Genomic DNA, 23,331 nt, shown 5'->3' on the forward strand with positions numbered 1-23,331 from the left:
ACAGTATTCTACCGATCTCCTTCCTCATCATCAATCTTACGTTCGGCTTCGATCAGCTTTGAGATTGACTCTTGATTTCCATCTGTCTCCCTGTTTGGGCCTTTAACTCGTCTGATGACAGCCTTAATGCCATCACGGATATACGAGGCAGCGAGATCCGATGTCACATTAGTCCCGATCAACACGGTTACAGTAACGATTTCGGCGAGGCCGAAGCCGTGGCCGGTCTCTTGGTCGAGGACTTCAATCCGCAGATCGGGGCGGTCTACGAGAACTTTCTCCTGGTTCTGCGCCGTGCCGTCGGACAGGGTGTCCACGTCCAGAATTAGATTGAACTGTTTGTGCATTTGGTGCTCCTAAGCTCCTGGAAAGCAGTGCTTTTTCTGAAACTCTTTGGCGGCTGACCGGATCCAGTCGGCGCCTCGTTCGTATAGCTTAGCCTTGGCTTGGAAAAGTACGAGGTCGCCCAGAAATTGACAGTCGCGATCTTGCGAAGATGCGAACTTGATGTCGGGAACTCGATCAATTAGCCATCGGTCACGGTTGCGTATTGGGAGGTCAACCCAGTCTATATCGTAGTGAGATAGAACTGCCCCGATGATTCTATCGAGTGCCAGGTAGAGGAAGAACCATCGAACGAAGGTGAAGAAGGTTCCTTGATCGTTCTTCCAGAAGTTCTCGTCGTCCAGGCACAGTTCGAATGCAAACCTGTCGGCTTCCTGTTCGAGTTCGCCGCTGGGCTTCTTGTCCCCGTGAAGGAATAGGTGGGCGCACTCGTGTGCCAACATGAAATCCATTTGCGCGAAGGCGCCAACCTTCGCGCGCATGAGGATGTCGGCGTCCGGCGTTCTCGGGATTGGCAGGGAACTGTAATTGACGTTCGGGAAATATAGTGCGAACAAATGTGGAAGAAAGAAATCTACAAAGTTTTCACCTTCAAGCCATCCTTCCGTGTCCCATACTTCATCAGGCTTTCTTTCTTCGCCGAGTGTTCCTGTGGCCTGGTGTAGTTGTCCTGCTGCAGTGCACAAGAGCAGGTTGACCGTCCTTAGGTGAACCAGGGAGGTGGCTGAAACCTCGATTAATTGCTCCGAGGGAAAGCTGTAAGCCTGGATCTTCGGGGAAAGTATGAACGAAAAGCCGATATCGTCGACTTTGTGTGAATCGACCACTCCTGACAGCTTTAGATTCTGTCGGAAGTCTCCCAGCCAGCCTGGGTTAGGCACGCTCTCCCAGGTGCTTAAGAGTTGCCGAGCTTCGAGTGCGCAAGCTTCGCTAAACTCGCGATAAGCAGGCAACCCTTCCTTCGGGTAGTCTAAGCCTAGAATCAATTGTGAACGCAAGAGGTAATGGAGGATGCTGAATTCGACCAGAGGTGATCTGGGTGTATTGCCTCGGCGAATGGAATGACGAGGAGAGACGTCGTCCGGAGGTCCCCAGGTGAAACAGTCGACGTCGATAAAGGTGGACCCTCTCCTTTTCTTTTTCGATTTCATCGAACTCCTGGGGGTGCAGGTTTGCGAGGATGCCTGATCGCGCCAAGTGCATTGCCATAGGTGAGCGCGTATGAGTGTGATTTCGTTGCTGTGCCTCCTGTGACGGGCGTTGCTGGTAAGTCGTTCGACGTACACATTTGGTTACAGGCAGCGTGAAACTCACTTGCCCTCGCTGAACCGCCTGGTGGGGATCAAGTTCGCGTGCTTACGCAGTAGCCAGTCGTCGACCCGTGGAGGTGGAAGCTGACCGCGAAGCCCGGACCGAAGAGAGTGCTGCTCGAAGACGGCGTCCGGCGAGTCGCGAACTGTGCTGCCGAGGCAAACTGTCCCGCATGGTCGTGGTGATCGACATGGCCTGACCAACCGCCTGACAATCACTCCGTACCACCCAGTACTTACCCCTAGTAGTGCCCCGGCTCACAAGCACGCACCCGCGTCCTCATCGACGCGCTCCGGCTCCTCGCCCGAATGGAGGGCTGCGCTGACTTACGTAGTACTGCTCGACTCGCTGCAACCCGCATTGAACTGGAGGAGGCCGGCCGGGGAGAGGACAAGGCACGGGACTCGCGACATCGGCGGATGGCCGGTGCTCGGATCGGCGAGTGAGCAGGGGGCGCGTTGTGTGCTGCCCCGCTGGGAGTGGGGCGCATCTGCGCCCGCCTCGTAGGCGTTGGCTGAGTGTCGAAGTGAGGGTCAATCAAGACGGCAAGCGACGGACGTCCACGGACGCCTGGAGACTTCGAACGTACAGGTCGGAGCCCTGCGACCATGGTCAAGAAGTGACGAATTCCGCTCGTAATGAATAGGTCAGGGGTTCGATTCCCCTAGGCGGCTCCGCAGGTCAGGCCCCATCCGAGACACCTCGGATGGGGCCTGACTCGTCTGGTGGGTGACAAAGTGAGTGTCTAAGACGCCTGGCCGGTGGGCGGAGAAAGTTCCGCAGGTTCACCCGACGCGGGGATTCCGGCCGTCGCCCATCCCGATTCGGGCGGTGCGGAGAACTGCCCGGTCGAAGTCCTTCAGCGGTTCGCTCGTTGACGGGTGCGTTCCTGGAGGTCGTCGTACCAGCGGGTGCCTCGGCGGCCGCAGCTGTCGCGGATGTGGTCGCGCAGCTTGCCCGTTGCCTGGTTGAAGCGGGTCAGTTCGCGGTCGCTGCGGTCGATCTCCTGCTGTACCTGGCCGAGCCCGCCGGACAGGGTGCGGACCGTTGTGCGGGTCGATTCCGCGTGGCGGCGCAGGCGCGCGGTGCCGCGGGCGGCGTCCGCCAGGTGGCGTTCCAGCTTGCGGACGCCGGCCGCGAGTTCGCGCTTCGAGCCGATCGCCTGGTGTTTGTGCCCGTGCCACTCGTCCGCCAGCAGGCGGGATGCGTGGTGGCGCTGGGTCAGCAGCTGGAAGTTGACCTCGCCGCGCGTTGTCCGGCGCAGCTGTTCCAGCTCCTGGGCCTTGCGCTGCAGCACGATGCGATCGGCTTCGAGCACGCGGACCGCCTTGGCGGAGCGCTTCCGCAGCCGCTCGACCTCGGCGACCTGCTTGGTGATCGTCGCCATTTCCGCCTGCTCGGCGGAATGCCGACGGCGGCGCCGGAACACCAGGTCGGCCGCCAGCAGAATCCCCACGACGGGAACCAGGTACGGCCATTCGTTGGCGAGCAGCCGGAAGACGGCTTCGATGACGGACGAGAGCAGGACGAGGGCGAACAACGCGCCCATCAGACAGCCGAGCGTTTTCTGCATCGTCGTCAGCGGCGGGTTTCGAGGCTGCGCCAAGCCGCGATCGCGGTCTTCGTGTCGCCGACCGAAAGCGAGTCGCTGAGCCGGACCAGCGTGTTCCCGCTGTCGGCGTGGTGGCCGATGATCTGGCCGGACAGGACCTGCAGGGTGCCCTGGGTCGCGATCCGCTCTTCGGACGACAAGCGCAGGTCACAGGCGTGGTCGACCATCCGGCGGTAACTGCGGTGCAGTTCTGCCAGCGACACGTTGATGCGGGCGCCGTCGCGCATGCGGGCGTCGAAGAGAGCGACGATCACGCCCTGCCGGGTGCGGATGAGCTTCGTGGCGGTGTCGTGGCGGGCCTGCAACTGCTCCTTCTGGATGCGGAAACGGCCGATCTCCACCGCGCACGCTCCGACGGTGGCGACGATCTCGGCCGCGGGGCCCAGCGGGTTGAGCGCCTTCGCCACCTTGGTGACCGAATTCGCGAGGACGGCATGGCCGTTCTGTACCTGGATGAGCTCGTTGAGCATGTGACATCGATCGCGGGCTCACTTCGCTGCGTTACAGGCTGCCACTCTGGGTGATCAATTGTGGTGTCGGTTGTGCTCCGCGTGGGGAGTTCACCACTCGGAGAGCGGAAGCCGCCCCCGCGGCGGGAGGCGGCTTCCGGAAGCGTTGTCACTTCGGCGGGGTCAGCTTCACCACCGTGGCCTTGGCGTCGCCGCGGGGGGTTCGATAGGTGATCTCGTCGCCCGCCTTTGCGCCGACCAGGGCCAGGCCCAGGGGGCTGTCGGACGTGATCGCGTCCGCGTCCTCGCCCGGGACTGTCACCACCTGGAACGTCTCTTCGTCTCCGTCGGAGAAGCGCAGGGTGACCACCGTGCCGTCCGGGAGCTGGCTGTTGCCGTAGCCGCCGTGTTCCATCTTGGCCGCCAGGTCGGCGATCTGGCGGTCGAGCCGGGCCGCGGCCTCCGCCCGGTCGATCACGTCCGCCTGGTCCGCCGCGTCGCCGGTGCGTTCCTGCTCGCCGGGTTGCGGCGCCAGAGCCTCCCGCTGCGCGCGCAGGTTCGCGATTTCCTTCTCCAGCTGGCTGCGCGCAGCCGGGCTGAGCCCCTTGTCCCCTGAGATCACCATGCCGGGCATTGTCCGCTGCGCGGAGCGGGGTGGCCAATCCGGTTTTTCACCCGAAAGCCACCCACAGGACGTCTGCCCTAGGGTTTGGGGTCCGGCGTCCAGTAAGAAGGTAACGAGAATCACCGTGAGCGCAGTCCCCGGCCGCAGCGAGCGGCTCTCGCCGAACCAGCTGGCCAAGCAGGAACAGATCGTCGAAGCCGCCCGCCTCGTCCTCGCCCGCGACGGGCTCGCGGGGTGCACCGTCCGGGCCATCGCCGACGCCGGCCCGCTCACCAAGAGCGCGATCCACTACTACTTCGCCGACATCGACGTCCTCATCGACCGGGCGATGGCGGCGCACATCACCGCCTTCGCCGCGGGCCTGCGCGAGGTCGCCGCGAAGCACGAGGAACCCCGCGAGCGGCTCTTCGCCGTCCTCGAGGAGTACCTGGGCGTCTTCGCCGCGAACCCGAACGCCGCCTTCCTCTGGTTCGAGTACTGGATCGCCGCCGGACGCGCGCAGCACCCGCAGGCCATCGACGTCATGCTCACCTCGCTCACCGAACTGCTCGCCGAGCTCCTCGCCCCGCTCGACGTCGACGACCCGCGGGCCCGGGCCCGCGCGCTCCTGTCGTACCTGCTGGGCACCGTCGTCCAGCAGCGGGTGCGCCCGCGGCCGTTCGCCACGCTGCGTGCCGACATCGAGGCCCTCTGCTTCGCGAACTACGGGTAGAAACCGCCAATAGATCCGTACTGCTCCGGATTGCGCCCTACGTCCGGCTCCGGCCAAGGTCGAGGAACCCCCGAGAGCAGGAGACGTGATGCGCACACGAACGTGCATGGCAGCGGCCGCGGCCGCCCTCTTGGTGCTCACCACCGGCGGCCAGGCCGGTGCCGCCCAGCCCGACGGCCCGCAGGTGTACGAGGTGACCGGCGCCGCCACCGCCCAGCAGCGCACCGAGATCGCGCGGACCGGCGCGGACATCCTCGACGCCGAAGGCGCGACGGCCACCGTCATCGCCAACCCCGGCGAAGCGGCCCAGCTGCGCGCGAAGGGCTTCGGCGTCAAGTCGCTCGGTAAGGTCAACCGGCAGGAGGGCACGGCGGCGGCCGCCGCCGCGGACTTCCCGGCCGGCTACACCGGCTACCACACCTACGCGGAAACGCAGACCGAGCTGCAGAAGGCGGTCGCGAACTACCCGTCGCTCACGAAGCTCGGCAGCGCCGGCAACTCGTACGAAGGCCGGGCGCTCTCGCTGATCAAGATCAGCGACAACGCCGCCACCGACGAGAACGAGCCCGAGGTCCTCTTCACCTGCAACCAGCACGCGCGCGAGCACCTCACCACCGAGATGTGCCTGCACATCGTCGACCGGCTGACCAGCGGATACGCCACGAACAGCGCGATCAAGCGGCTGGTCGACAGCACCGAGATCTGGGTGATCCCCAGCGTCAACCCGGACGGCTCCGAGTACGACATCTCCGGCGGCACGTTCCACAGCTGGCGCAAGAACCGCCAGGGCCCCGGCACCGACACCAACCGCAACTGGGGCTACAAGTGGGGCTGCTGCGGCGGCTCGTCGGGCTCGACGTCGAGTGAGACCTACCGCGGCACGGCGGCGTTCTCCGCGCCCGAGACCCGGGCCGTCTCGAACTGGGTGAACTCGCGGGTCGTCGGCGGCGTCCAGCAGATCAAGACGCACATCGACTTCCACACCTACTCCGAGCTGGTCCTCTGGCCGTTCGGCTACACCTACGCCGACACCGCGCCGGACCTGACCGCGGCCCAGGCGCAGAAGTTCCAGTCGCTCGGCAGGCAGATGGCCGCGACCAACGGCTACACGCCGCAGCAGTCCAGCGACCTCTACATCACCGACGGCAGCGTCAACGACTGGATGTGGGCGCAGCACAAGATCTGGAGCTTCACCTTCGAGATGTACCCGAAGGGCAGCAGCCCGGGCTTCTACCCGCGCGACACCCAGATCGTCCCGCAGACCACGCGCAACGACCAGGCTGTCGACATCCTGATCAACGCCGCGATCACCGGCTGACCCCCAGCGGCCGGCGCGGCTCGCGAACGGCCCCCTTCCCCGCTGGACCGGGGAAGGGGGCCTGCGCGGTTTAGGGTGCGGGCATGCCTCTCTTCTCGTTCGAAGGGCTCAGCCCGCAGGTCCACCCGGACGCCTGGATCGCGCCCACCGCCACCCTCATCGGCGACGTCGTCGTCGAGAAGGACGCCTCGGTCTGGTTCGGCGCGGTGATCCGGGCCGACTTCGGCCGGATCGTCATCCGCGAGGGCGCCAACATCCAGGACAACTCGGTGATCCACGTCAACGACGGCGTCTGCGAGGTGGGCAAGAACGTCACCGTGGGCCACCAGTGCCTGGTGCACGACTGCACGATCGGGGAGCAGGCGCTGATCGGCAACGGCTCGACGGTGCTCGACAAGGCGAAGATCGGCGCGCGGGCGCTCGTCGCGGCCGGGGCCACCGTGACGCCGGCGACGGAGGTGCCCGAGGAGGTCATCGCGATGGGCAGCCCGGCGAAGAAGTTCGTCCCGCTGACCGACTCGGCGCGGATGTGGGTCGAACACAACGCGGCGATCTACCAGGAGCTGGCGCGCCGGCACCGCGCGGGCACGAAACCGGTTTGACCCTCCGGTAACTGGAGACTCTAGCTTCGGGGCATGGCTCCGAAGAAGAAACTCACCCACCAGGTCACCCTGGAACTCGCCGCGGGCAACGCCCCGGTCGTCGACCTCGGCAAGATGCTGGGGCAGACCGGGGTCAACCTCGTCGAGGTCAAGAAGTCCTACGACGCGGCCACGGCGAGCCAGCGCGGCGACATCGTGCCGGTGGTCGTCTCGGTGTTCGAAGACCGTTCGTTCGCACTCCGGCTCAAGACGCCCCCGACGTCGTTCCTCATCAAAAAGGCGTTGGGGGACAAGGGTTCCTCGCGGCCGGGGCACGAGGTTGCGGGAAAGCTGACGAAGGACCAGCTCCGGGGGATCGCCGAACGCAAGCTGCCGGACCTCAACACGTCCGACGTCGAGGCGGCGATGCGCACGATCGCGGGCACGGCCCGGTCCATGGGCGTCGTGGTCGTCGACTGAGGGACTAGGCTGGTTCCGCAGCAGCGACTGGCGCCATCGAGGTGGAGCACCACCGGGAAGCGACGACGAGGCCGGCACCGCGCGCCTGGGTGAAGGCCACTCCAGAGCCGGAGCACGCCATGACACACCAGCCGAAACTGACCGCACTCGCCGCCGCCGACCCCGCCATCGCCGGGCTCGTGGAGGACGAAGCCAAGCGGCAGCACGACAAGATCCGCCTGATCGCGTCGGAGAACTACGTCTCGCAGGCCGTGCTCGAAGCCACCGGGACCGTGCTCACCAACAAGTACTCCGAGGGCTACGCGGGCAAGCGCTACTACGAGGGCCAGCAGTTCGTCGACCAGGTCGAGCAGCTCGCCATCGAGCGGGCGAAGGCGGTGTTCGGCGCCGACCACGCGAACGTCCAGCCGTACTCCGGGTCGCCGGCGAACCTGGCTGTGTACCTCGCGTTCGCGCAGCCGGGCGACACCGTGCTCGGCATGGCGCTGCCGGACGGCGGCCACCTCACGCACGGCTGGAGCGTGTCCGCCACCGGCAAGTGGTTCACGCCGGTGCGCTACGGCGTCGCCAAGGAGACCGGCCGCGTCGACCTCGACCAGGTGCGCGACCTCGCGCGCCAGCACCGGCCGAAGCTGATCTTCGCCGGCGGCACGGCCATCCCGCGCACGATCGACTTCCCGGCGTTCGCCGAGATCGCCGCCGAGGTGGACGCGGTCCTCGTCGCCGACATCGCGCACATCGCCGGACTGGTCGCGGGCGGCGCGCACCCGTCGCCGGTCGGGCACGCGCAGGTGATCACCACGACCACGCACAAGACCCTGCGCGGCCCGCGCGGCGCGATGATCCTTTCGGACGCCGACCACGCCAAGGCCGTCGACAAGGCGGTGTTCCCCGGCCTGCAGGGCGGCCCGCACAACCACACGACCGCGGCGATCGCCGTCGCGCTCGGCGAGGCCCAGCGCCCGGACTTCAGCGACTACGCGCACACGATCGTCGCCAACGCGAAGGCGCTGGCCGACGCGTTGCTGGCGAAGGGCTACGACCTGGTCTCCGGCGGCACGGACAACCACCTGCTGCTGATCGACCTGACCAACAAGGCGGTCGCGGGCAAGCCGGCCGCGCAGGCCCTCGACCGCGCGGGCATCGAGCTGAACTACAACACGGTGCCGTTCGACCCGCGCAAGCCGTTCGACCCGTCCGGCATCCGGCTGGGCACCTCCGCGATCACCACCCGCGGCCTGAAGCCGGAGCACCAGCCGCAGGTGGCGGAGTGGATCGACCGCACGGTGACGGCGGCCGCCGCGCACGACGACTCCTCGCTCGACACCATCGCCGCGGAGATCCGCGAGTTCCTGGCGCCGTTCCCGATCCCGGGCTACTCCGCCTGACCCCGCAACCCCGAGGGCGGCACTTTCCCGTGGAAGTGCCGCCCTCGGCATGTCCGAGACGGGCGTCACAGAATATTTGATTGCATGCTACAAGCTTCCCGGGGAATACTTGGCTCAGGCAAGTAGTTGAGAGGTACAAGCAACTACGCGGAGACTTCCCGAGGGAGACCACCATGAGCGACACCACCACGGCGGAAGGAGCAGCCGCTACGAACGGCAAACTGACTCACCGCCAGATCCTGACCGTGCTGTCCGGGCTGATGCTCGGCATGTTCCTCGCCGCGCTCGACCAGACCATCGTGTCGAGCTCGATGCGCACCATCGCCGACGAACTCCACGGCCTGTCCCTGCAGGCCTGGGCCACCACGGCCTACCTCATCACCGCCACGCTCTCGACGCCGCTGTACGGCAAGCTGTCCGACCTCTACGGCCGCAAGCCCATGTACCTGACGGCGATCTCGCTGTTCCTGGTCGGCTCGCTGGCCAGCGGCATGGCGACGTCGATGTACGAGCTCGCCGCGTTCCGCGCCTTCCAGGGCCTCGGTGCCGGTGGCCTGATGTCGCTGGCGCTGGCGATCATCACCGACATCACCGCGCCGCGCGAGCGCAGCAAGTACCAGGGCTACTTCATGGCCGTCTTCGGCATCTCGAGCGTCGCCGGGCCGGTCGTCGGCGGCTTCTTCGCCGGCATCGACACGTTCGCCGGCATCACCGGCTGGCGCTGGGTCTTCTTGGTCAACGTCCCGATCGCGCTCGCCGCGCTGGTCGTCGTCACCAAGGTGCTGAACCTCCCGCACACCCGCGTGGACCAGAAGGTCGACTACTGGGGTGCCGTGGCGCTGGCCACCGGCCTGGTGCCGCTGCTGATCGTCGCCGAGCAGGGCCGCGAGTGGGGCTGGGGCTCGGCCGCCTCGATCGCGATGTACGTCGTCGGCGCGCTGGGCGTGACCGCCTTCGTCTGGATCGAACGCCGGATGGGCGACGCCGCCCTGCTGCCGCTGCGCCTGTTCAACCGGTCGGTGTTCCGGATGTCGACGATCGTCACGGTCGTGCAGGGCGCCGGGATGTTCGGCGCGATGATGTCGCTGCCGCTGTACCTGCAGATCGTCAAGGGCGCGACGCCGACCCAGGCCGGCCTGCAGATGCTCCCGCTGACGCTGGGCATCATGTCCGCGAGCATGACCAGCGGACGGCTCATCTCGAAGACCGGGCGCTACAAGATGTTCGCGGTGGCCGGGATCGGCCTGATGGCGGCGGCGCTGTTCGCGCTGTCCACGATCACCGTCGACACCTCGCTGGCCCTGGTCATGGTGATCGCCTTCGTGATCGGCCTCGGCCTCGGCGCCTCGATGCAGACGCTGGTGCTGGCCGCGACCAACGACGTCCGCCCGCAGGACATCGGCGTCGCCACCTCGGCGGCGACGTTCTTCCGGCAGATCGGCGGCACGGCGGGCACCGCGGTGTTCCTCTCGATCCTGTTCGGCACGGTCGGCGACCGGATCGCGAACGCCATCCGCTCGGCGATGACCACGCCGGCCTACACGGCGGCGCTGGCGCAGCACCCGGAGTTCGCCAAGCAGATGCAGGGCGGCCTCGACGTCAACGACACGTCGTTCCTGTCGACGCTCGACCCGACGCTGGCCCGGCCGATCCTGCAGGGCTTCGCCGAGTCGATGAGCACGGTGTTCCTGGTCGGCGGAATCGTGCTGACCGTCGGCTTCGCGCTGGTGTGGTTCCTCAAGGAGAAGCCGCTGTCGGACAAGTCGGCGATGGAGCAGCGCGCCGAAGCCGAAGCGGACGCCCCGGCGCTCGCCCTGGCGCACTGACCGCGTAAAAAGGCCCCCTCGGGAATCTCCCGAGGGGGCCCTTTCCGCATGGCTCAGTGGCCGCCGTTGGCTTCTTCCTTGGCCAGGCGGTCGGTCTCGCGCTCGAGCGAACGCTTGATCTCGGCTTCGGCTTCGGAGCGGCCGACCCAGGAGGAGCCTTCGACGCTCTTGCCGGGCTCGAGGTCCTTGTAGACCTCGAAGAAGTGCTGGATCTCCAGCTTGTGGAACTCGTTCAGGTGGTGGATGTCCCGCAGGTGCTCCAGGCGCGGGTCGTTGGTCGGGACCGCGAGGACCTTGTCGTCCGGGCCCTTCTCGTCGGTCATCCGGAACATGCCGATCGCGCGGCAGCGGATCAGGCAGCCCGGGAACGTCGGCTCCTGGACGAGGACGAGCACGTCGAGCGGGTCGCCGTCCTGGCCGAGGGTGTCGTCGATGAACCCGTAGTCGGCCGGGTACTGGGTGGCCGTGAACAGGGTCCGGTCCAGCTTGATGCGGCCGGTCTTGTGGTCGACCTCGTACTTGTTGCGCTCCCCTTTGGGGATTTCGATCGTGACGTCGAACTCCACGCCTGTCCTCGCTGCTTCTTTCGATTGCGGGCATGCCACGCGTCGCGGGCGGCAACCTTCATGACTGTCTTGACGTCTCCTAGTGTGGACTACGCCCTGCCCGGGGGTCGCATCGATGTCGGCCACGCGGCATGTGAGCTTGGCCCCTCCCGGGGCAGGTGAGAAGGAGTGGTGGGTGCCGGAAAACGACCAGCCGATGTGGCCTTCGTCGGACGAAGACCGCTCGTCGTCCGGCGCGCGGGAAACCACTCCGATGGCACTGCCGGACCCGCCGGAGCGCGCGAAGGACAGCCCCGGCGTGCCCAAGGTCACAGGCAGTGAGGCGCCGAAGGGATCGTGGTTCGCGCCGAACGTGCCGCCCGAGCCGATCCCCGGCCTCAACGCCCCGGCCGAGGAGCCGCCGCCCCCGCCGTCCCCGGCCAAGCAGGACCTCGCCGACCGCCTGGGCAGCCGCGAGCCGAAGAAGCAGCCCGCCGTCCAGCAGCCGCCGGCCGCGAAGCCCGCCGCGGAGAGCACCCAGTACATCCGGGTCGAGCAGTCCGAGCTCGCCGCGCCGGCAGCGCCCACAGCGCCTACAGCGCCTTCTTCGGACGGCGAGAGCACCCAATACGTCGAGCCGCCCGAGCCGAAGCCCGCCGAGCCGTCGCCGGCCGGGGAGAGCACCCAGTACATCGAGGTCAAGCCGTCCGGGCCGGTGCCGGTGGTGCCGGTCGAGCGCCACGTCCCGCCCCGGGAGGAGCCGAAACCGGAGGAGCCCCAGCAGCAGTGGCGTGAAGAGCTGCAGCACTGGCGCGAGGAGCAGCAGCGCCGCGAAGAGCAGCTGAGCCGCTCGGCCGCGCAGCGCCAGGAAAAGCAGGAGGCCCAGCCGCCCGCCGCGCCCTGGAGCCAGCGCATCGAGCTGCGCGAGGACCGCGCCGGCGACCGCCCCGCCGAACCGGGCGAGCGCCGTCCCGTGCTGCCGCCGGAGCCACCGCGCGGGGTGGTGCCCTCGGCGTCCGCCGGGACGCTGGCCCGGCCGCAGCGGATCGAACCGGACGGGCAGCGGTTCGACGCCGAGGCGACCGTCGGGATCGAGCGGCCCACCCAGTTCCCCGGCGTCTTCCAGCAGCAGCCCCAGCAGCGGAACGAGCCGCCGCGCGGCGAGCAGCCGCCCGCCGAGCCGCCGTCGCCGTCCGCGGCCGAGGCGCCCGCCGCCGGTGAGCCGCCGAAGAAGAAGCGGCGCAAGGGCAAGATCATCGCGCTCGTCGTGGTCGTCCTCCTGGTGCTGGCCGGTGCCGGGGTCGCCGCGGCGACGCCGAAGGTGGCGAACCGGCTGGCGCTGCCGTGGGCGCCGAACGCGCCCAAGGGCGACCCGCCGGCGCCGGCCGAGGCCAAGCGCCAGTTGCAGGGGCCGGCCACGGCCGGGACGGCGCCCACCGCGAACGGCGTCAAGTCCGCGCTGGCCTCGGCGGCCGGCAACGGCGCGCTCGGGCAGCTCACCGGCAGTGTGGTCGACCCGGTGACCGGGACCGTGCTGTGGGACCACAGCTCCTCGACGCCGGTGGCACCCGCCTCGACGACGAAGGTGCTGACGTCCGCGGCCGCACTGCTCTCGCTGGACCACAACCTGCGCCTGTCGACCAAGATCGTGCAGGGCGCGGACCCGGGCACGGTGATCCTGGTCGGCGGCGGCGACACGACGCTCACCAACCTGCCGCTGGGCACCGACTCCCCGCTGTACCCGGGCGCCGCGCACGTCGACGACCTCGTCGCACAGGTCAAGAAGGCGGTGCCGGGCGTCAAGAAGGTGCAGGTCGACCTGACGCTGTTCAAGGGGGCGACGACCGCGCCCGGCTGGGAGCCGGGTGACGCGCCGTCGACGTACGCGACGCAGATGGCGCCCCTGATGGCCGACGGCGGCCGCATCAACGCCAAGGACAACAACTCGCAGCGCACGGCGAACGCGGGCAGCGCGCTCGCCGGGTCGATCGCCTCGAAGCTGGGCGCTTCGGCGGGCGGTCAGGCGACCGCGCCCAAGGACGCGAAGGTGGTCGCCGAGGTCAAGTCGGCCCCGCTGACCGAGCTGGTGTCGGACCTGATGGAGCTGTCCGACGACGTCCTCGCCGAGGCGGTCGCCCGGCAGGTCGCGCTCGCGAACGGCGAAGAGGCCAGCTTCGCCGGCGGCGCCAAGGCGACCATCAAGGTCCTGAAGGACAACGGCTTCGACGTCTCGGGCGTGGCGCTGTCCGACGGCAGCGGCATCTCGTCGCAGAACCGCATCCCGGCCCGGCTGCTGACCCAGCTCCTGGCGGCCGCGGCGGCGCCGGAGGGCAAGAACCCCGGCACGGCGAAGCTGCGCCCGGTGCTGGCGGGCCTCCCCGTCGCGGGCGGCTCGGGCACTCTCGCCGACGGGCGGTTCGACACTCCGGCGTCGCAGGCCGGCCGCGGCTGGGTGCGGGCCAAGACCGGCACGCTCACCGCGGTGAACACCCTCGCCGGGCTGGTCCTCGACCAGGACGGCCGGGTGCTCGTGTTCGCGTTCATGTCCAACGGCTCGGACACCGAACCCGGCCGCGACGCGATCGACGCCCTCGCGACGAGCCTGCGCAAGTGCGGCTGCGCGTAGCGGACGCCGAACCGTACGAAGATCGTGGCCGGAAACTCCGCACCGGGCAGGTAGCGTCGGAAGGGTGAGTCAGGAAACGCAGACCCGGCCCATGGTCGACTGGGCGATCGCCGCGCAGACCGGCGCGTTGCTGGTGCGCGGCGGCCCGCAGGTGCCGCGGGAACGGGCCGAGGAAGCCGTCACCGACCTGCGCGAGCTGACCGTCGAAGCCGAGGGGCACGTGCGGCAGCTGACGAACCTGGGGCTCGACCTGCCGCTGCTGCCCGGGGAGGTCGTCGACCGCCCGGGCTGGGTCCGGTCGGCCGCGGCCGGGCTGGACGCGCTGACCGGGCGGGCGCTGCCGCAGCAGGGCGGGCCACTCGGGCCGATCCTGGCCGGTGGCGCCGGCGTCCAGACCGGGCTGGTGCTCGCGTTCCTCGCCAGCCGGGTCCTCGGCCAGTACGACCCCTTCGGCGGCCCGGACCGGGAAGGCCGGCTGCTGCTGGTGGCGCCGAACGTCGTCGCCGCCGAGCAGGCGATGGACGTGCCCGGCCACGACTTCCGGCTCTGGGTCTGCCTGCACGAGTGCACCCACCGGCTCCAGTTCACCGCGGTCAAGTGGCTGCGCGACTACTTCGCCGACGAGGTCGAGCGGCTCGTCTCCGGCCTCGCGGGCGGCGGCACGGACAGCCTGTCCGACCTGGTCGGCCGGCTGCCGGAGGCGATCAAGCAGGGCCCGAAGCTCAACCTGGCGGAGCTGCTCCAGTCGCCCAAGGAGCGCGCGGTCTTCGACCGGCTGCTGGCGCTCTCGACGCTCCTGGAGGGGCACGCCGACTACGTGATGGACGCGGTCGGCCCGCAGGTCGTGCCGAGCGTCGACCGGATCCGCGCGCGGTTCACCGCCCGCCGCAAGGGCGGCGGCGTCTTCGATCGGCTGCTGCGCGCGCTGCTCGGCGTCGACGCGAAGATCCGTCAGTACGAAGAAGGCGCGAAGTTCACGAAGCACGTCGTGGACGCCGTCGGCATGGACGGCTTCAACGCCGTCTGGCGGTCGCCGAACACCCTGCCGTCGCGCGCCGAGATCTCCGACCCGGCGGCGTGGGTCCGGCGCCTGCACGGATGACCGGGCCGGCGGTCGCGGCCGTCCGGCGGGCCGTCCGCGCCTTCCTGGAGAGCGTCGAAGCGCCGCCCGTGCTGTGCGTCGCGGTGTCCGGCGGCGCGGATTCGCTGGCGCTGGCCGAGGCGGCCGCGCACGTCGGCCACCACCGCGGGCACGTCGTCCGCGCGCTGGTCGTCGACCACGGGCTGCAGGAAGGCTCGGCGAAGGTCGCGGCCGCCGCGGCCGCCGCGGCGAAGGCCCTCGGCGTCGACGAAGCCGAGGTGCGCCGGGCCGACGTCACCGGCCCGGGCGGCCCGGAAGCCGCCGCGCGCAAGGCCCGCTACCGCGCCCTCGCGGGGCACGCTCTCGTGCTGCTCGGCCACACCCTCGACGACCAGGCCGAAACGGTCCTGCTCGGGCTCGGCCGCGGCTCCGGCCCGCGCAGCGTCGCCGGGATGCGGCCGCACGACCCGCCGTGGGGCCGCCCGCTGCTCGCCGTCGGCCGCGCCACCACCCGGGCCGCGTGCGCCGAGCTCGGCGTCGAGCCGTGGGACGACCCGCACAACGCCGAGCCGCGCTTCACCCGCGTCCGGCTGCGCACCGAAGTCCTGCCGCTCCTGGAAGACGTCCTCAACGGCGGGGTGGCCGCCGCGCTCGCCCGCACGGCCGCGCAACTGCGTGACGACAATGAGGCGCTGGACACAATGGCGGACATGATCTTCACCCGCGCGGGCGGCCCCGAAGGGCTGGATGTGGGCGAACTCGAGGCCGAGCCTCCGGCACTGCGGCGGCGGGTTCTTCGCAGGTGGTTGCTGCAATCGGGTGTGCGTGAACTCACCGACGCGCACCTGCGCGCGGTCGACGCGCTGGTCGCCCGGTGGCGTGGTCAGGGCGGCGTGTGGCTGCCGGGCAACTTGGAAGCACGCCGGGCGCATGGCAGGCTCTGCGTCGTCTCCCAACCCACCACCCGAGGGGAATGACCCGTGTACGAGGGCGAAATCGCCTCCGTGCTCGTCACCGAGCAGCAGATCAAGGACAAGATCACGGAGCTGTCGGAGCAGATCGCCGCCGACTATCCGGCCGACGGGCAGGGCGAACTCCTGCTGGTGGGCGTCCTGAAGGGCGCGGTCATGTTCATGACCGACTTCGCCCGCGCGCTGCCGCTGCCGACGCAGCTGGAATTCATGGCCGTGTCTTCGTACGGATCGGCGACGTCGTCGTCCGGCGTCGTGCGGATCCTCAAGGACCTCGACCGCGACATCGCGGGCCGGGACGTGCTGATCGTCGAGGACATCGTCGACTCCGGCCTGACGCTGTCGTGGCTGCTGAAGAACCTCGCCAGCCGCAACCCCGCCTCGCTCGAGGTCGTTTCGCTCCTGCGCAAGCCGGAAGCGGTGAAGGTGGACGTGCCGGTGAAGTACATCGGCTTCGACATCCCCAACGAGTTCGTCGTCGGCTACGGCCTCGACTACGCCGAGCGGTACCGGGACCTGCCTTACATCGGGACGCTGGACCCGAAGGTCTACACGGTGTAGTGCTCCGGCGGAGTTCACCGACCGTTCACCGCAACTACCGGATCTGCGGAACCCCGGCTTCGCCGATTGCGTCATAGGCTCTGATCACGTGCGTTAACCTATGCGAAGACCAATCGTGCCCGCGGTGAACCGGGTCGGGGGAACGGGAGAGAGTGCAGATGGCGAACAGCAGCACTGCCGACGCGAACGCCTTCAAGGCCGCGGCCGCGGCGGGTCAGGTCGGGATCGACCCCGACGCCGCGCAGGCCGTGCTGAACAAGATCCGCACCGGCAAGGACGCGGTCGAGGCCCTGCTCGCCGGCGCGGGCACGCTGGCCCAGCCGCCGAAGCTCGGCGACAACCCGGTCGGCCACGCGATGGCCGCGAAGTTCGTCCAGCGCGCGGACGGCGGCGGCGACTCCTACGCCGCCGCGCTGCAGAACCTGCTCCAGCAGTACTCCGACGCCGAAGAGGGCATCGTCACGGCGATGGCCCGGTACCACGAGATCGACCAGGCCGCGGCCGACCCGTTCCGCAACGTCTGAGTCCAGAGGGGGATTTCGAAGTCATGGCTCCGAACCAAAGCGACCAGCCGACGAAGACCGACCCGGGCTCGCTCGTCCCGCTCGGCGACAACTCGGCGTCGCAGAACATCGTCGAGAGCGCCCGCGGCCGGTCCGACGGCTTCGACATGGGCGCGGACCGCGCGATCGCCAACCCGCCGAACTGGAACGCGCAGGACAGCAACGCGCTCTACCACGCCGCGCGCGACAACAACGAGCCCGGCACGGCGGAGGCGACCGGGCAGGTGTGGGCGCACCACGGCAACGAGCTGAAGCAGGCGTCGGACCACCTGTACAACGCGATCGCCGAGCTGGGCAACGCGTGGGTCGGCAAGGGAGCCGCGGGTGCGCAGGGCGCGCTCGTGGCGATCGCGAACTCCGGTTCGCAGGCCTCCGAGGCCGCGCACACGATGTCCGACCGGCTCCACCGGCAGTCCACGGCGGCCGCGGCGGTCAAGCAGATGCCGAAGCCCGTCGACTACGACCCGCAGACGGCCATGGCGCTGGCGCTGGGCAGCGGCCCGGCGGCGCTGACGGACGACCAGAAGGTGCAGTACGACGCGGCCAACAACGTCAAGGCGCAGCAGGTCGCGATGTTCAACGCCTACACGCAGGCGATGAGCGAGATCGACAGCTCGACCCCGAGCTTCGGCCCGGAGTCGCTCGGTATGAAGCCGACCGCGTCGCACAACTCCGTGTCGTTCAACGCGGTGAACAGCGTCGGCAGCACCGGCTCGGTCGACGCGCTGCCCGGCGCGGGCGACGCGATCTTCGCCTCCGGCGGCGCGGGCTTCGACGGCCACGGCGGCGCGTTCGGCGCGCAGCACGCCGGCGTCGTCGGCCCGAACGGGGTCCACGGCGGGGTGGCGGGCGCGGGCTTCGGTCCGGACGCGGCCACGCTCGGCAGCGACGGCGCGGGCGGGACGGCCGGCGGTGCGGGCACCGCCACCGGCGCGGGCCACGTCGGCGCGGGCGCCGGGCAGCAGGGCGGCAGCAACCCGCTCGGCAAGATCGGCATGGGCCTCGGCCTCGGCGGCGCCGCCGGCGGCCTCGGTGCGCTGGCCTCCCGCGCGCTGGGCAAGGGCAGCAAGTCCGGCGCGAAGTCCGAGAACGAAACCACTCTGGCGTCGGCCGACGGCCAGGGCCAGAGTGCCGCGTCGGCCCAGGCGCCGCAGCAGGGTCTGGTCTCCTCCGCGGGCACCATCGGCGGGCAGACCCCGCCGCCGATGAACCCGGGCATGGGCGGCATGGCCCCGCAGGGTGCCCAGGGCGAGCAGGACGAGGAGCACACGCACGCGTCCTTCCTCATCGAGGCGGACCCGGACGAGGCCTTCGGCGCGAACCAGGCGACCCCGCCGCCGGTCATCGGCTGGTCCGGAGACGACGAAGACCGCTGATCCTTTCCGGGCCGGGCACGCCGACGTGTGCCCGGCCCGGTTTCTCCTGGGGGTGGCTCGATGCCGAACGCTGAGCTGCTCACCCCGGTCGAGGTGGACTTCCTGTGGGAGTCGGCCGGGCTGGGCGAGCTGCCGTACCCGCTGCGCATCCGTTCGCACGGCGCGACCGCCGACGAGCGGTCGCTGCTGCGCCGCCGCACGCTCGAAGGGCTCACCGCGCGTGGTCTCGCCGACGGCCGCGGCCGGCCCGAGCCGCACGTCGAGGACTACTTCGGCGTGCTGGCGAGCCCCGAACTGAGCCTGGACGCCGTCCAGCTGATCGCTCCGGACGCCAAGCCGCTGCTCGCGGTCGCCGGCGTGCTCGGCGGCCAGGGCCTGCTGGCCGTGCAGGACACACGCGGCCTGCACCTGCAGCCGTGCCCGGCCGACGGGCTCGCCAGCGCGATCGTCTCGCTGCTGCCGGGTGCCCCGCGCGGCAGCGAGAAGTCGATCACGGTGCCGAAGGACCAGCTGGCCGGCGGCGCCGGGCAGCGCGGTGGCGTCGGCGACGAGCGCGCATCGGCCGACGAGGACCGCAAGGCGCTGGCCCGGCTGCAAGCCCAGCCGCGGCTGCGCGGCGGCCAGATCGGCGCCAATGCCCGCAGCCGGCTGGGCGGTCGCACCCGCACGCCGGTCCTGGGCTGGTTCGACACCGAGACCGGCCGCTACCTCACCCAGGCCACTCGTGGCCGCGACGGCCGGGATTGGCTCACGATCGCCCCCGCGGACGCCGCCACGCTGCGCCACCGCCTCGGCGAGATGCTCGCCGGAGCCGCGACGACCAGCGCGGTCTGAGCTCTGGGAAGATCGGTCTTCGGACGTGCCCGGCCTGCCCCGGAACGGTCCCTTTTTGTCGGGGGTGCGGGCTACGCTGAGCAAGAGTCCGAGCCGGGAGAGTGATGATGCAAGAGTTCTTCTCGCCACTGGCGTTCGACTTCCTCTGGGAGTCGGCGCGGGTCGGGGAGCTGCCGTACCCGCTGATCGTCCGGTCGCACGGCGCGACCGAGGACGAGCGCGTGTCGCTGCGTCACCGCGTCGACGTCGAGCTGAAGGCGCGTGGCATCCGCGAACCGCGCGGGAGGCTCGCACCACCGATCGAGGACGCCCTGCACCTGCTGGCCTTCGCCCCGCTGACCATCGACGCGCTGCACATCCCGCAGTTCGAAACCCCGACGGTCGGCGTCATCGCGGCGGCCGACGAGACCAAGGGCGTGCTGGCGATCCAGAACGCCGACGGGATCTGGCTGCGGGACGTCCCGCCGGACGGGTTGATCTCCGCCGTCGTCGGGGTGCTGCCCGCGGGGCCGCGTGGCAGCGAGGCGTCGGTCACACTCCCGCTGGACGACGCCCTGCACACCGCGCCGATCCGGGTGCCGGTCTCCCTGCCGTCGTCGCCGGGTGAGGAAGAAGACAAACGCCGCGGCAAGGCGCGCCGGGCACCGCTGAGCGAGCGCCTGACGGCCGACCCGCGCGAGGCGTACGGCCGCATCGCCGGGCAGCCCCGGCTGCGCGGCGGTCAGCTGGCAGCGAACAGCCGTTCGCAGGTCGGGGCCAAGCAGCGGTCCCGCGTGCTGGCCTGGTTCGACACCGCGACCGGGCGTTATCTGAGCGTCTCCCGCGCAGGTACGGACGGTCGGGAGTGGGTCACCGTGGCCCCCGCGGACCCGAAGACGCTGCGCACCCGGCTGGGCGAGATGGTGAGCAGTGTGTCGGACGGCACGCGATAGCGTGACCGGCGTGGACACCCACGGGAACCCGGGCGCGGTATCGCCCGTTGACCTGCGAGAGGCTCACAGGGGATGAACGCGGCAGCGGGCGGTACCCTGATGGGCAGGTGTCCAGGCACCACGGGTTGTCAAGATCGTGATGGCGGGTATCACAGGAGCCGCCCAACCAGGGAGGGTCGAGGCCACCAGGGCCGAGTCGTATGAACCGGAAGAGCGTGCTCAGGAACCCACTGCTGTGGATCGTCGCGGGGTTGCTGGCGTTGTTCGCGTACAACACGATCTTCGACAGTGATCGTGGGTACACCCAGGCACCCATCTCGGTGGCGAACTCCCAGATCACCTCGAACAACGTCAAGGAAGCCAGCCTCGAGGACAAGGAACAGCAGCTCAAGCTGCTGCTGGCCAAGCCGATCGACGTCGACGGGCAGCAGGTCACCCAGATCATTTCGCAGTACCCGGCGGACGCCACCCGCCCGATCTACGACTCGTTGATCGCGGCGAAGGCGGGCGGCCAGCCGATCAAGTTCACCACCAAGGTGACCCAGCAGGGCGTGCTGACGCAGATCCTCATCTTCGCCATCCCGCTCGCCCTCGTCCTGGGCCTGCTGATGTGGATGATGAACAACGCGCAGGGCGGCGGCAACCGCGTCCTCAACTTCGGCAAGTCCAAGGCCAAGCAGCTGAACAAGGACATGCCCAAGACGACCTTCGGGGACGTCGCGGGCGCCGACGAGGCCGTCGAAGAGCTGTACGAGATCAAGGACTTCCTGCAGAACCCGGCGCGCTACCAGGCGCTCGGCGCGAAGATCCCGAAGGGCGTGCTGCTCTACGGGCCGCCGGGTACCGGCAAGACGCTGCTCGCGCGGGCCGTCGCCGGCGAGGCGGGCGTGCCGTTCTACACGATCTCCGGCTCGGACTTCGTCGAGATGTTCGTCGGTGTCGGTGCCTCGCGGGTGCGTGACCTGTTCGAGCAGGCCAAGCAGAACGCGCCGTGCATCATCTTCGTCGACGAGATCGACGCGGTCGGCCGCCAGCGCGGCGCCGGCCTCGGCGGCGGGCACGACGAGCGCGAGCAGACCCTGAACCAGCTGCTCGTCGAGATGGACGGCTTCGACGCCCGCGGCGGTATCATCCTGATCGCGGCCACCAACCGGCCGGACATCCTCGACCCGGCGCTGCTGCGCCCGGGCCGGTTCGACCGGCAGATCCCGGTGTCCGCGCCCGACCTGCGCGGCCGCAAGGCGATCCTCGAGGTGCACGCCAAGGGCAAGCCGATCGCCCAGGGCACGGACCTGACTAGCCTGGCCAAGCGGACCGTCGGCATGTCCGGCGCCGACCTGGCGAACGTGCTCAACGAGGCCGCGCTGCTCACCGCCCGCCAGAACGGGCACGTGATCACCGACGCGGCCCTGGAGGAGTCGGTCGACCGCGTCGTCGGCGGCCCCGCCCGCAAGAGCCGGATCATCTCCGAGAAGGAGAAGAAGATCACGGCCTACCACGAGGGCGGGCACGCGCTCGCCGCGTGGGCGATGCCGGACATCGAGCCGGTCTACAAGCTGACGATCCTGCCGCGCGGCCGCACGGGCGGGCACGCGCTGCTCGTCCCCGAGGACGACAAGGACCTGATGACCCGGTCCGAGATGATCGGGCGGCTGGTCTTCGCGATGGGTGGCCGCACGGCGGAGGAGCTCGTCTTCCACGAGCCCACCACCGGGGCGTCGTCGGACATCGAGCAGGCGACGAAGATCGCCCGGGCGATGGTCACCGAGTACGGCATGAGTGCCCGGCTCGGCGCGGTCAAGTACGGCCAGGAGCAGGGCGACCCGTTCCTCGGCCGGTCGGCCGGGCGGCAGGCGGACTACTCGCTGGAAGTGGCGCACGAGATCGACGAGGAGGTGCGCAAGCTCATCGAGACGGCGCACACCGAGGCGTGGCACGTGCTAAACACCTACCGCGACGTGCTCGACGAGCTGGTCATCGAACTCCTGGAGAAGGAGACGCTGACCCGTAAGGACCTGGAGCGGATCTTCGCGACGGTCGAGAAGCGCCCGCACATCACCGTGTTCAACGAGTTCGGTGAGCGGACGCCGTCGGACAAGCCGCCGATCAAGACCCCGGGCGAGCTGGCGATGGAGCGCGGCGAGCCGTGGCCGCCGCCGGAGAAGGAGAAGCCGGTCCTGAAGCCGGAGCCGACCCCGGTCGGCACCGCCCAGGGCGCGGGCGACCTGCCCGGTGGCCCGCCGTACCCGTCGCCGTCGCCGGTCGACCCGAACGCGAACCCGTACGCCCCGCCTGGCGCCTACCCGAACGGCGGCCGTCCCTACGGTGGCCCCAACGGCACGGCCCACTGGCCGCAGACCTACGGCGGCCAGCAGCCGGGTGGTCCGGCAGGCCAGAGCGGCCCGCCGAACTACGGTGCCCCTCCGGGCTGGACGCCCGCGACCTCGCCGGGCGGCCAGCCGGGCCAGTCGTGGCGGCCCGGCGGTGAAGAACGCCCTCGTGAGCACGGCTGGTTCGCCGACCAAGCCGGCAACCAGCAGAGCGAGGGGGAGCGTCGTGACGTGGATGGACCCGAAAAGCCCCAGTGACGCCGACCGCCCGGTCTTCGACCACGACCGGGCGGAGAAGGCGATCCGCGAGCTCCTCTTGGCGTGCGGCGAGGACCCGGAGCGGGACGGTCTGAAGGACACCCCCGCCCGGGTCGCCCGCGCGTACCAGGAGATGTTCGCGGGCCTGTACACCGAGCCGGACTCGGTCCTGGACAAGACGTTCGACGAGTCCCACGAAGAGCTCGTGCTGGTCACGGACATCCCGATGTTCAGCCAATGTGAGCACCATTTGGTGCCCTTCCACGGCGTCGCGCACGTCGGGTACATCCCGAACGCCGCCGGGAAGGTCACCGGGCTGTCCAAACTGGCCCGGCTCGTCGACCTCTACGCCAAGCGCCCCCAGGTTCAGGAGCGTCTGACCTCCCAGGTCGCCGACGCCATCGTGCGGAAGCTGGAGCCGCGCGGTGTCATCGTGGTGATCGAGGCCGAGCACCTCTGCATGGCCATGCGCGGCATCCGCAAGCCCGGCGCCCGCACCACCACCTCCGCCGTGCGGGGGCAGCTGAAGAACTCGCCGTCGTCCCGGGCGGAGGCGCTCGAACTCATCAGGGCGCGCCGGTGAGTGTGGGGCTTCCCGCGCCCGGCC

The 23,331-nt window shown here is 69.5% G+C and carries 22 protein-coding genes and 1 riboswitch; of the genes, 16 read left to right on the forward strand and 6 right to left on the reverse strand.

Features of this window, described 5'->3' with window-relative positions; genetic code table 11:
* Nucleotides 1–8 precede the first annotated feature (8 nt).
* From ACWED2_RS38390 to ACWED2_RS38410, 5 genes are all read right to left on the reverse strand, one after another.
* Entirely contained in the window at nucleotides 9–347 is a 339-nt protein-coding gene (locus tag ACWED2_RS38390) for a hypothetical protein (protein ID WP_449695426.1), read from the reverse strand.
* A gap of 9 nt (nucleotides 348–356) precedes the next feature.
* Nucleotides 357–1,496 (reverse strand): ImmA/IrrE family metallo-endopeptidase, encoded by a 1,140-nt coding sequence (locus ACWED2_RS38395; RefSeq protein ID WP_449695427.1) that lies wholly within the window; start codon nucleotides 1,494–1,496, stop codon nucleotides 357–359.
* Between the two features lie 1,019 nt (nucleotides 1,497–2,515).
* The gene (locus ACWED2_RS38400; protein WP_449695428.1) at nucleotides 2,516–3,229 is read right to left on the reverse strand and encodes a hypothetical protein; all 714 of its coding nucleotides are present in this window, start codon (nucleotides 3,227–3,229) and stop codon (nucleotides 2,516–2,518) included.
* Nucleotides 3,230–3,234: 5 nt separating this feature from the next.
* Entirely contained in the window at nucleotides 3,235–3,738 is a 504-nt protein-coding gene (locus ACWED2_RS38405) for a hypothetical protein (protein ID WP_449695429.1), read from the reverse strand.
* Nucleotides 3,739–3,886: 148 nt separating this feature from the next.
* Complete coding sequence (locus ACWED2_RS38410; RefSeq protein WP_449695430.1) at nucleotides 3,887–4,342, reverse strand: GreA/GreB family elongation factor; 456 nt, start codon at nucleotides 4,340–4,342, stop codon at nucleotides 3,887–3,889.
* A 124-nt stretch (nucleotides 4,343–4,466) separates the two neighbouring features.
* On the opposite strand from ACWED2_RS38410, the gene ACWED2_RS38415 reads away from it, so the two are divergent.
* The 6 genes from ACWED2_RS38415 to ACWED2_RS38440 all read left to right on the forward strand — a co-directional run bounded on the left by ACWED2_RS38415 (nucleotide 4,467) and on the right by ACWED2_RS38440 (nucleotide 10,647).
* A complete protein-coding gene (locus ACWED2_RS38415; protein WP_449695431.1) occupies nucleotides 4,467–5,054 on the forward strand; it encodes a TetR/AcrR family transcriptional regulator in 588 nt (195 codons plus the stop codon).
* A 106-nt stretch (nucleotides 5,055–5,160) separates the two neighbouring features.
* Nucleotides 5,161–6,372: a M14 family metallopeptidase gene (locus tag ACWED2_RS38420; RefSeq protein ID WP_449695459.1), complete on the forward strand. Its 1,212-nt coding sequence runs from the start codon at nucleotides 5,161–5,163 to the stop codon at nucleotides 6,370–6,372.
* Nucleotides 6,373–6,455: 83 nt separating this feature from the next.
* Nucleotides 6,456–6,974 carry a gamma carbonic anhydrase family protein gene (locus ACWED2_RS38425; RefSeq protein WP_004559890.1) on the forward strand — a complete coding sequence of 173 codons (519 nt, stop codon included), beginning with the start codon at nucleotides 6,456–6,458 and terminating at the stop codon, nucleotides 6,972–6,974.
* Nucleotides 6,975–7,007: 33 nt separating this feature from the next.
* Nucleotides 7,008–7,433, forward strand: coding sequence for an uL11 family ribosomal protein (locus ACWED2_RS38430; protein WP_449695432.1), 426 nt, complete (start codon nucleotides 7,008–7,010; stop codon nucleotides 7,431–7,433).
* Nucleotides 7,434–7,446: 13 nt separating this feature from the next.
* Nucleotides 7,447–7,531, forward strand: a riboswitch (ZMP/ZTP riboswitch).
* Nucleotides 7,532–7,552: 21 nt separating this feature from the next.
* Entirely contained in the window at nucleotides 7,553–8,821 is a 1,269-nt protein-coding gene (locus ACWED2_RS38435; RefSeq protein WP_449695433.1) for a serine hydroxymethyltransferase, read from the forward strand.
* Nucleotides 8,822–8,994: 173 nt separating this feature from the next.
* Entirely contained in the window at nucleotides 8,995–10,647 is a 1,653-nt protein-coding gene (locus ACWED2_RS38440) for an MDR family MFS transporter (RefSeq protein WP_449695434.1), read from the forward strand.
* 53 nt (nucleotides 10,648–10,700) lie between these two features.
* Here ACWED2_RS38440 and ACWED2_RS38445 read toward each other — a convergent pair whose 3' ends face one another.
* Nucleotides 10,701–11,213: an inorganic diphosphatase gene (locus ACWED2_RS38445; RefSeq protein ID WP_449695435.1), complete on the reverse strand. Its 513-nt coding sequence runs from the start codon at nucleotides 11,211–11,213 to the stop codon at nucleotides 10,701–10,703.
* A gap of 175 nt (nucleotides 11,214–11,388) precedes the next feature.
* On the opposite strand from ACWED2_RS38445, the gene dacB reads away from it, so the two are divergent.
* The 10 genes from dacB to folE all read left to right on the forward strand — a co-directional run bounded on the left by dacB (nucleotide 11,389) and on the right by folE (nucleotide 23,307).
* Nucleotides 11,389–13,818: a D-alanyl-D-alanine carboxypeptidase/D-alanyl-D-alanine endopeptidase gene (dacB, locus tag ACWED2_RS38450; RefSeq protein ID WP_449695436.1), complete on the forward strand. Its 2,430-nt coding sequence runs from the start codon at nucleotides 11,389–11,391 to the stop codon at nucleotides 13,816–13,818.
* Between the two features lie 91 nt (nucleotides 13,819–13,909).
* Nucleotides 13,910–14,920 carry a zinc-dependent metalloprotease gene (locus ACWED2_RS38455; RefSeq protein WP_449695460.1) on the forward strand — a complete coding sequence of 337 codons (1,011 nt, stop codon included), beginning with the start codon at nucleotides 13,910–13,912 and terminating at the stop codon, nucleotides 14,918–14,920.
* Nucleotides 14,917–15,876: a tRNA lysidine(34) synthetase TilS gene (gene tilS, locus ACWED2_RS38460; protein WP_449695437.1), complete on the forward strand. Its 960-nt coding sequence runs from the start codon at nucleotides 14,917–14,919 to the stop codon at nucleotides 15,874–15,876. The genes ACWED2_RS38455 and tilS overlap by 4 nt, the downstream gene beginning before the upstream one ends.
* A 3-nt stretch (nucleotides 15,877–15,879) precedes the next feature.
* A complete protein-coding gene (gene hpt / locus ACWED2_RS38465) occupies nucleotides 15,880–16,431 on the forward strand; it encodes a hypoxanthine phosphoribosyltransferase (RefSeq protein ID WP_449695438.1) in 552 nt (183 codons plus the stop codon).
* Nucleotides 16,432–16,589: 158 nt separating this feature from the next.
* Nucleotides 16,590–16,955 (forward strand): hypothetical protein, encoded by a 366-nt coding sequence (locus tag ACWED2_RS38470; RefSeq protein ID WP_449695439.1) that lies wholly within the window; start codon nucleotides 16,590–16,592, stop codon nucleotides 16,953–16,955.
* A gap of 23 nt (nucleotides 16,956–16,978) precedes the next feature.
* A complete protein-coding gene (locus ACWED2_RS38475) occupies nucleotides 16,979–18,370 on the forward strand; it encodes a hypothetical protein (RefSeq protein WP_449695440.1) in 1,392 nt (463 codons plus the stop codon).
* Between the two features lie 60 nt (nucleotides 18,371–18,430).
* On the forward strand, nucleotides 18,431–19,204 hold the full coding sequence (locus ACWED2_RS38480) for an ESX secretion-associated protein EspG (RefSeq protein WP_449695441.1): 774 nt from the start codon (nucleotides 18,431–18,433) through the stop codon (nucleotides 19,202–19,204).
* 104 nt (nucleotides 19,205–19,308) lie between these two features.
* Entirely contained in the window at nucleotides 19,309–20,136 is an 828-nt protein-coding gene (locus tag ACWED2_RS38485; RefSeq protein WP_449695442.1) for an ESX secretion-associated protein EspG, read from the forward strand.
* A gap of 200 nt (nucleotides 20,137–20,336) precedes the next feature.
* Entirely contained in the window at nucleotides 20,337–22,724 is a 2,388-nt protein-coding gene (ftsH, locus tag ACWED2_RS38490) for an ATP-dependent zinc metalloprotease FtsH (protein WP_449695443.1), read from the forward strand.
* Nucleotides 22,702–23,307, forward strand: a complete 606-nt coding sequence (gene folE / locus ACWED2_RS38495; RefSeq protein ID WP_449695444.1) for a GTP cyclohydrolase I FolE — start codon at nucleotides 22,702–22,704, stop codon at nucleotides 23,305–23,307. The genes ftsH and folE overlap by 23 nt, the downstream gene beginning before the upstream one ends.
* Nucleotides 23,308–23,331: the final 24 nt, after the last annotated feature.

The organism is Amycolatopsis sp. NPDC005003, assembly GCF_053600695.1.

Coding starts and splice junctions, on each gene's coding strand:
- ACWED2_RS38435 (WP_449695433.1), top strand. CDS start 7,553: ATGACACACCAGCCGAAACTGACCGCACTCGCCGCCGCCGACCCCGCC.
- ACWED2_RS38430 (WP_449695432.1), top strand. CDS start 7,008: ATGGCTCCGAAGAAGAAACTCACCCACCAGGTCACCCTGGAACTCGCC.
- ACWED2_RS38425 (WP_004559890.1), top strand. CDS start 6,456: ATGCCTCTCTTCTCGTTCGAAGGGCTCAGCCCGCAGGTCCACCCGGAC.
- ACWED2_RS38390 (WP_449695426.1), bottom strand. CDS start 347: ATGCACAAACAGTTCAATCTAATTCTGGACGTGGACACCCTGTCCGAC.
- ACWED2_RS38410 (WP_449695430.1), bottom strand. CDS start 4,342: ATGGTGATCTCAGGGGACAAGGGGCTCAGCCCGGCTGCGCGCAGCCAG.
- folE (WP_449695444.1), top strand. CDS start 22,702: ATGGACCCGAAAAGCCCCAGTGACGCCGACCGCCCGGTCTTCGACCAC.
- ACWED2_RS38480 (WP_449695441.1), top strand. CDS start 18,431: ATGCCGAACGCTGAGCTGCTCACCCCGGTCGAGGTGGACTTCCTGTGG.
- ACWED2_RS38455 (WP_449695460.1), top strand. CDS start 13,910: ATGGTCGACTGGGCGATCGCCGCGCAGACCGGCGCGTTGCTGGTGCGC.
- ACWED2_RS38470 (WP_449695439.1), top strand. CDS start 16,590: ATGGCGAACAGCAGCACTGCCGACGCGAACGCCTTCAAGGCCGCGGCC.
- ACWED2_RS38405 (WP_449695429.1), bottom strand. CDS start 3,738: ATGCTCAACGAGCTCATCCAGGTACAGAACGGCCATGCCGTCCTCGCG.
- ACWED2_RS38485 (WP_449695442.1), top strand. CDS start 19,309: ATGATGCAAGAGTTCTTCTCGCCACTGGCGTTCGACTTCCTCTGGGAG.
- ftsH (WP_449695443.1), top strand. CDS start 20,337: ATGAACCGGAAGAGCGTGCTCAGGAACCCACTGCTGTGGATCGTCGCG.
- ACWED2_RS38420 (WP_449695459.1), top strand. CDS start 5,161: ATGGCAGCGGCCGCGGCCGCCCTCTTGGTGCTCACCACCGGCGGCCAG.
- ACWED2_RS38400 (WP_449695428.1), bottom strand. CDS start 3,229: ATGCAGAAAACGCTCGGCTGTCTGATGGGCGCGTTGTTCGCCCTCGTC.
- ACWED2_RS38440 (WP_449695434.1), top strand. CDS start 8,995: ATGAGCGACACCACCACGGCGGAAGGAGCAGCCGCTACGAACGGCAAA.
- ACWED2_RS38395 (WP_449695427.1), bottom strand. CDS start 1,496: ATGAAATCGAAAAAGAAAAGGAGAGGGTCCACCTTTATCGACGTCGAC.
- ACWED2_RS38475 (WP_449695440.1), top strand. CDS start 16,979: ATGGCTCCGAACCAAAGCGACCAGCCGACGAAGACCGACCCGGGCTCG.
- tilS (WP_449695437.1), top strand. CDS start 14,917: ATGACCGGGCCGGCGGTCGCGGCCGTCCGGCGGGCCGTCCGCGCCTTC.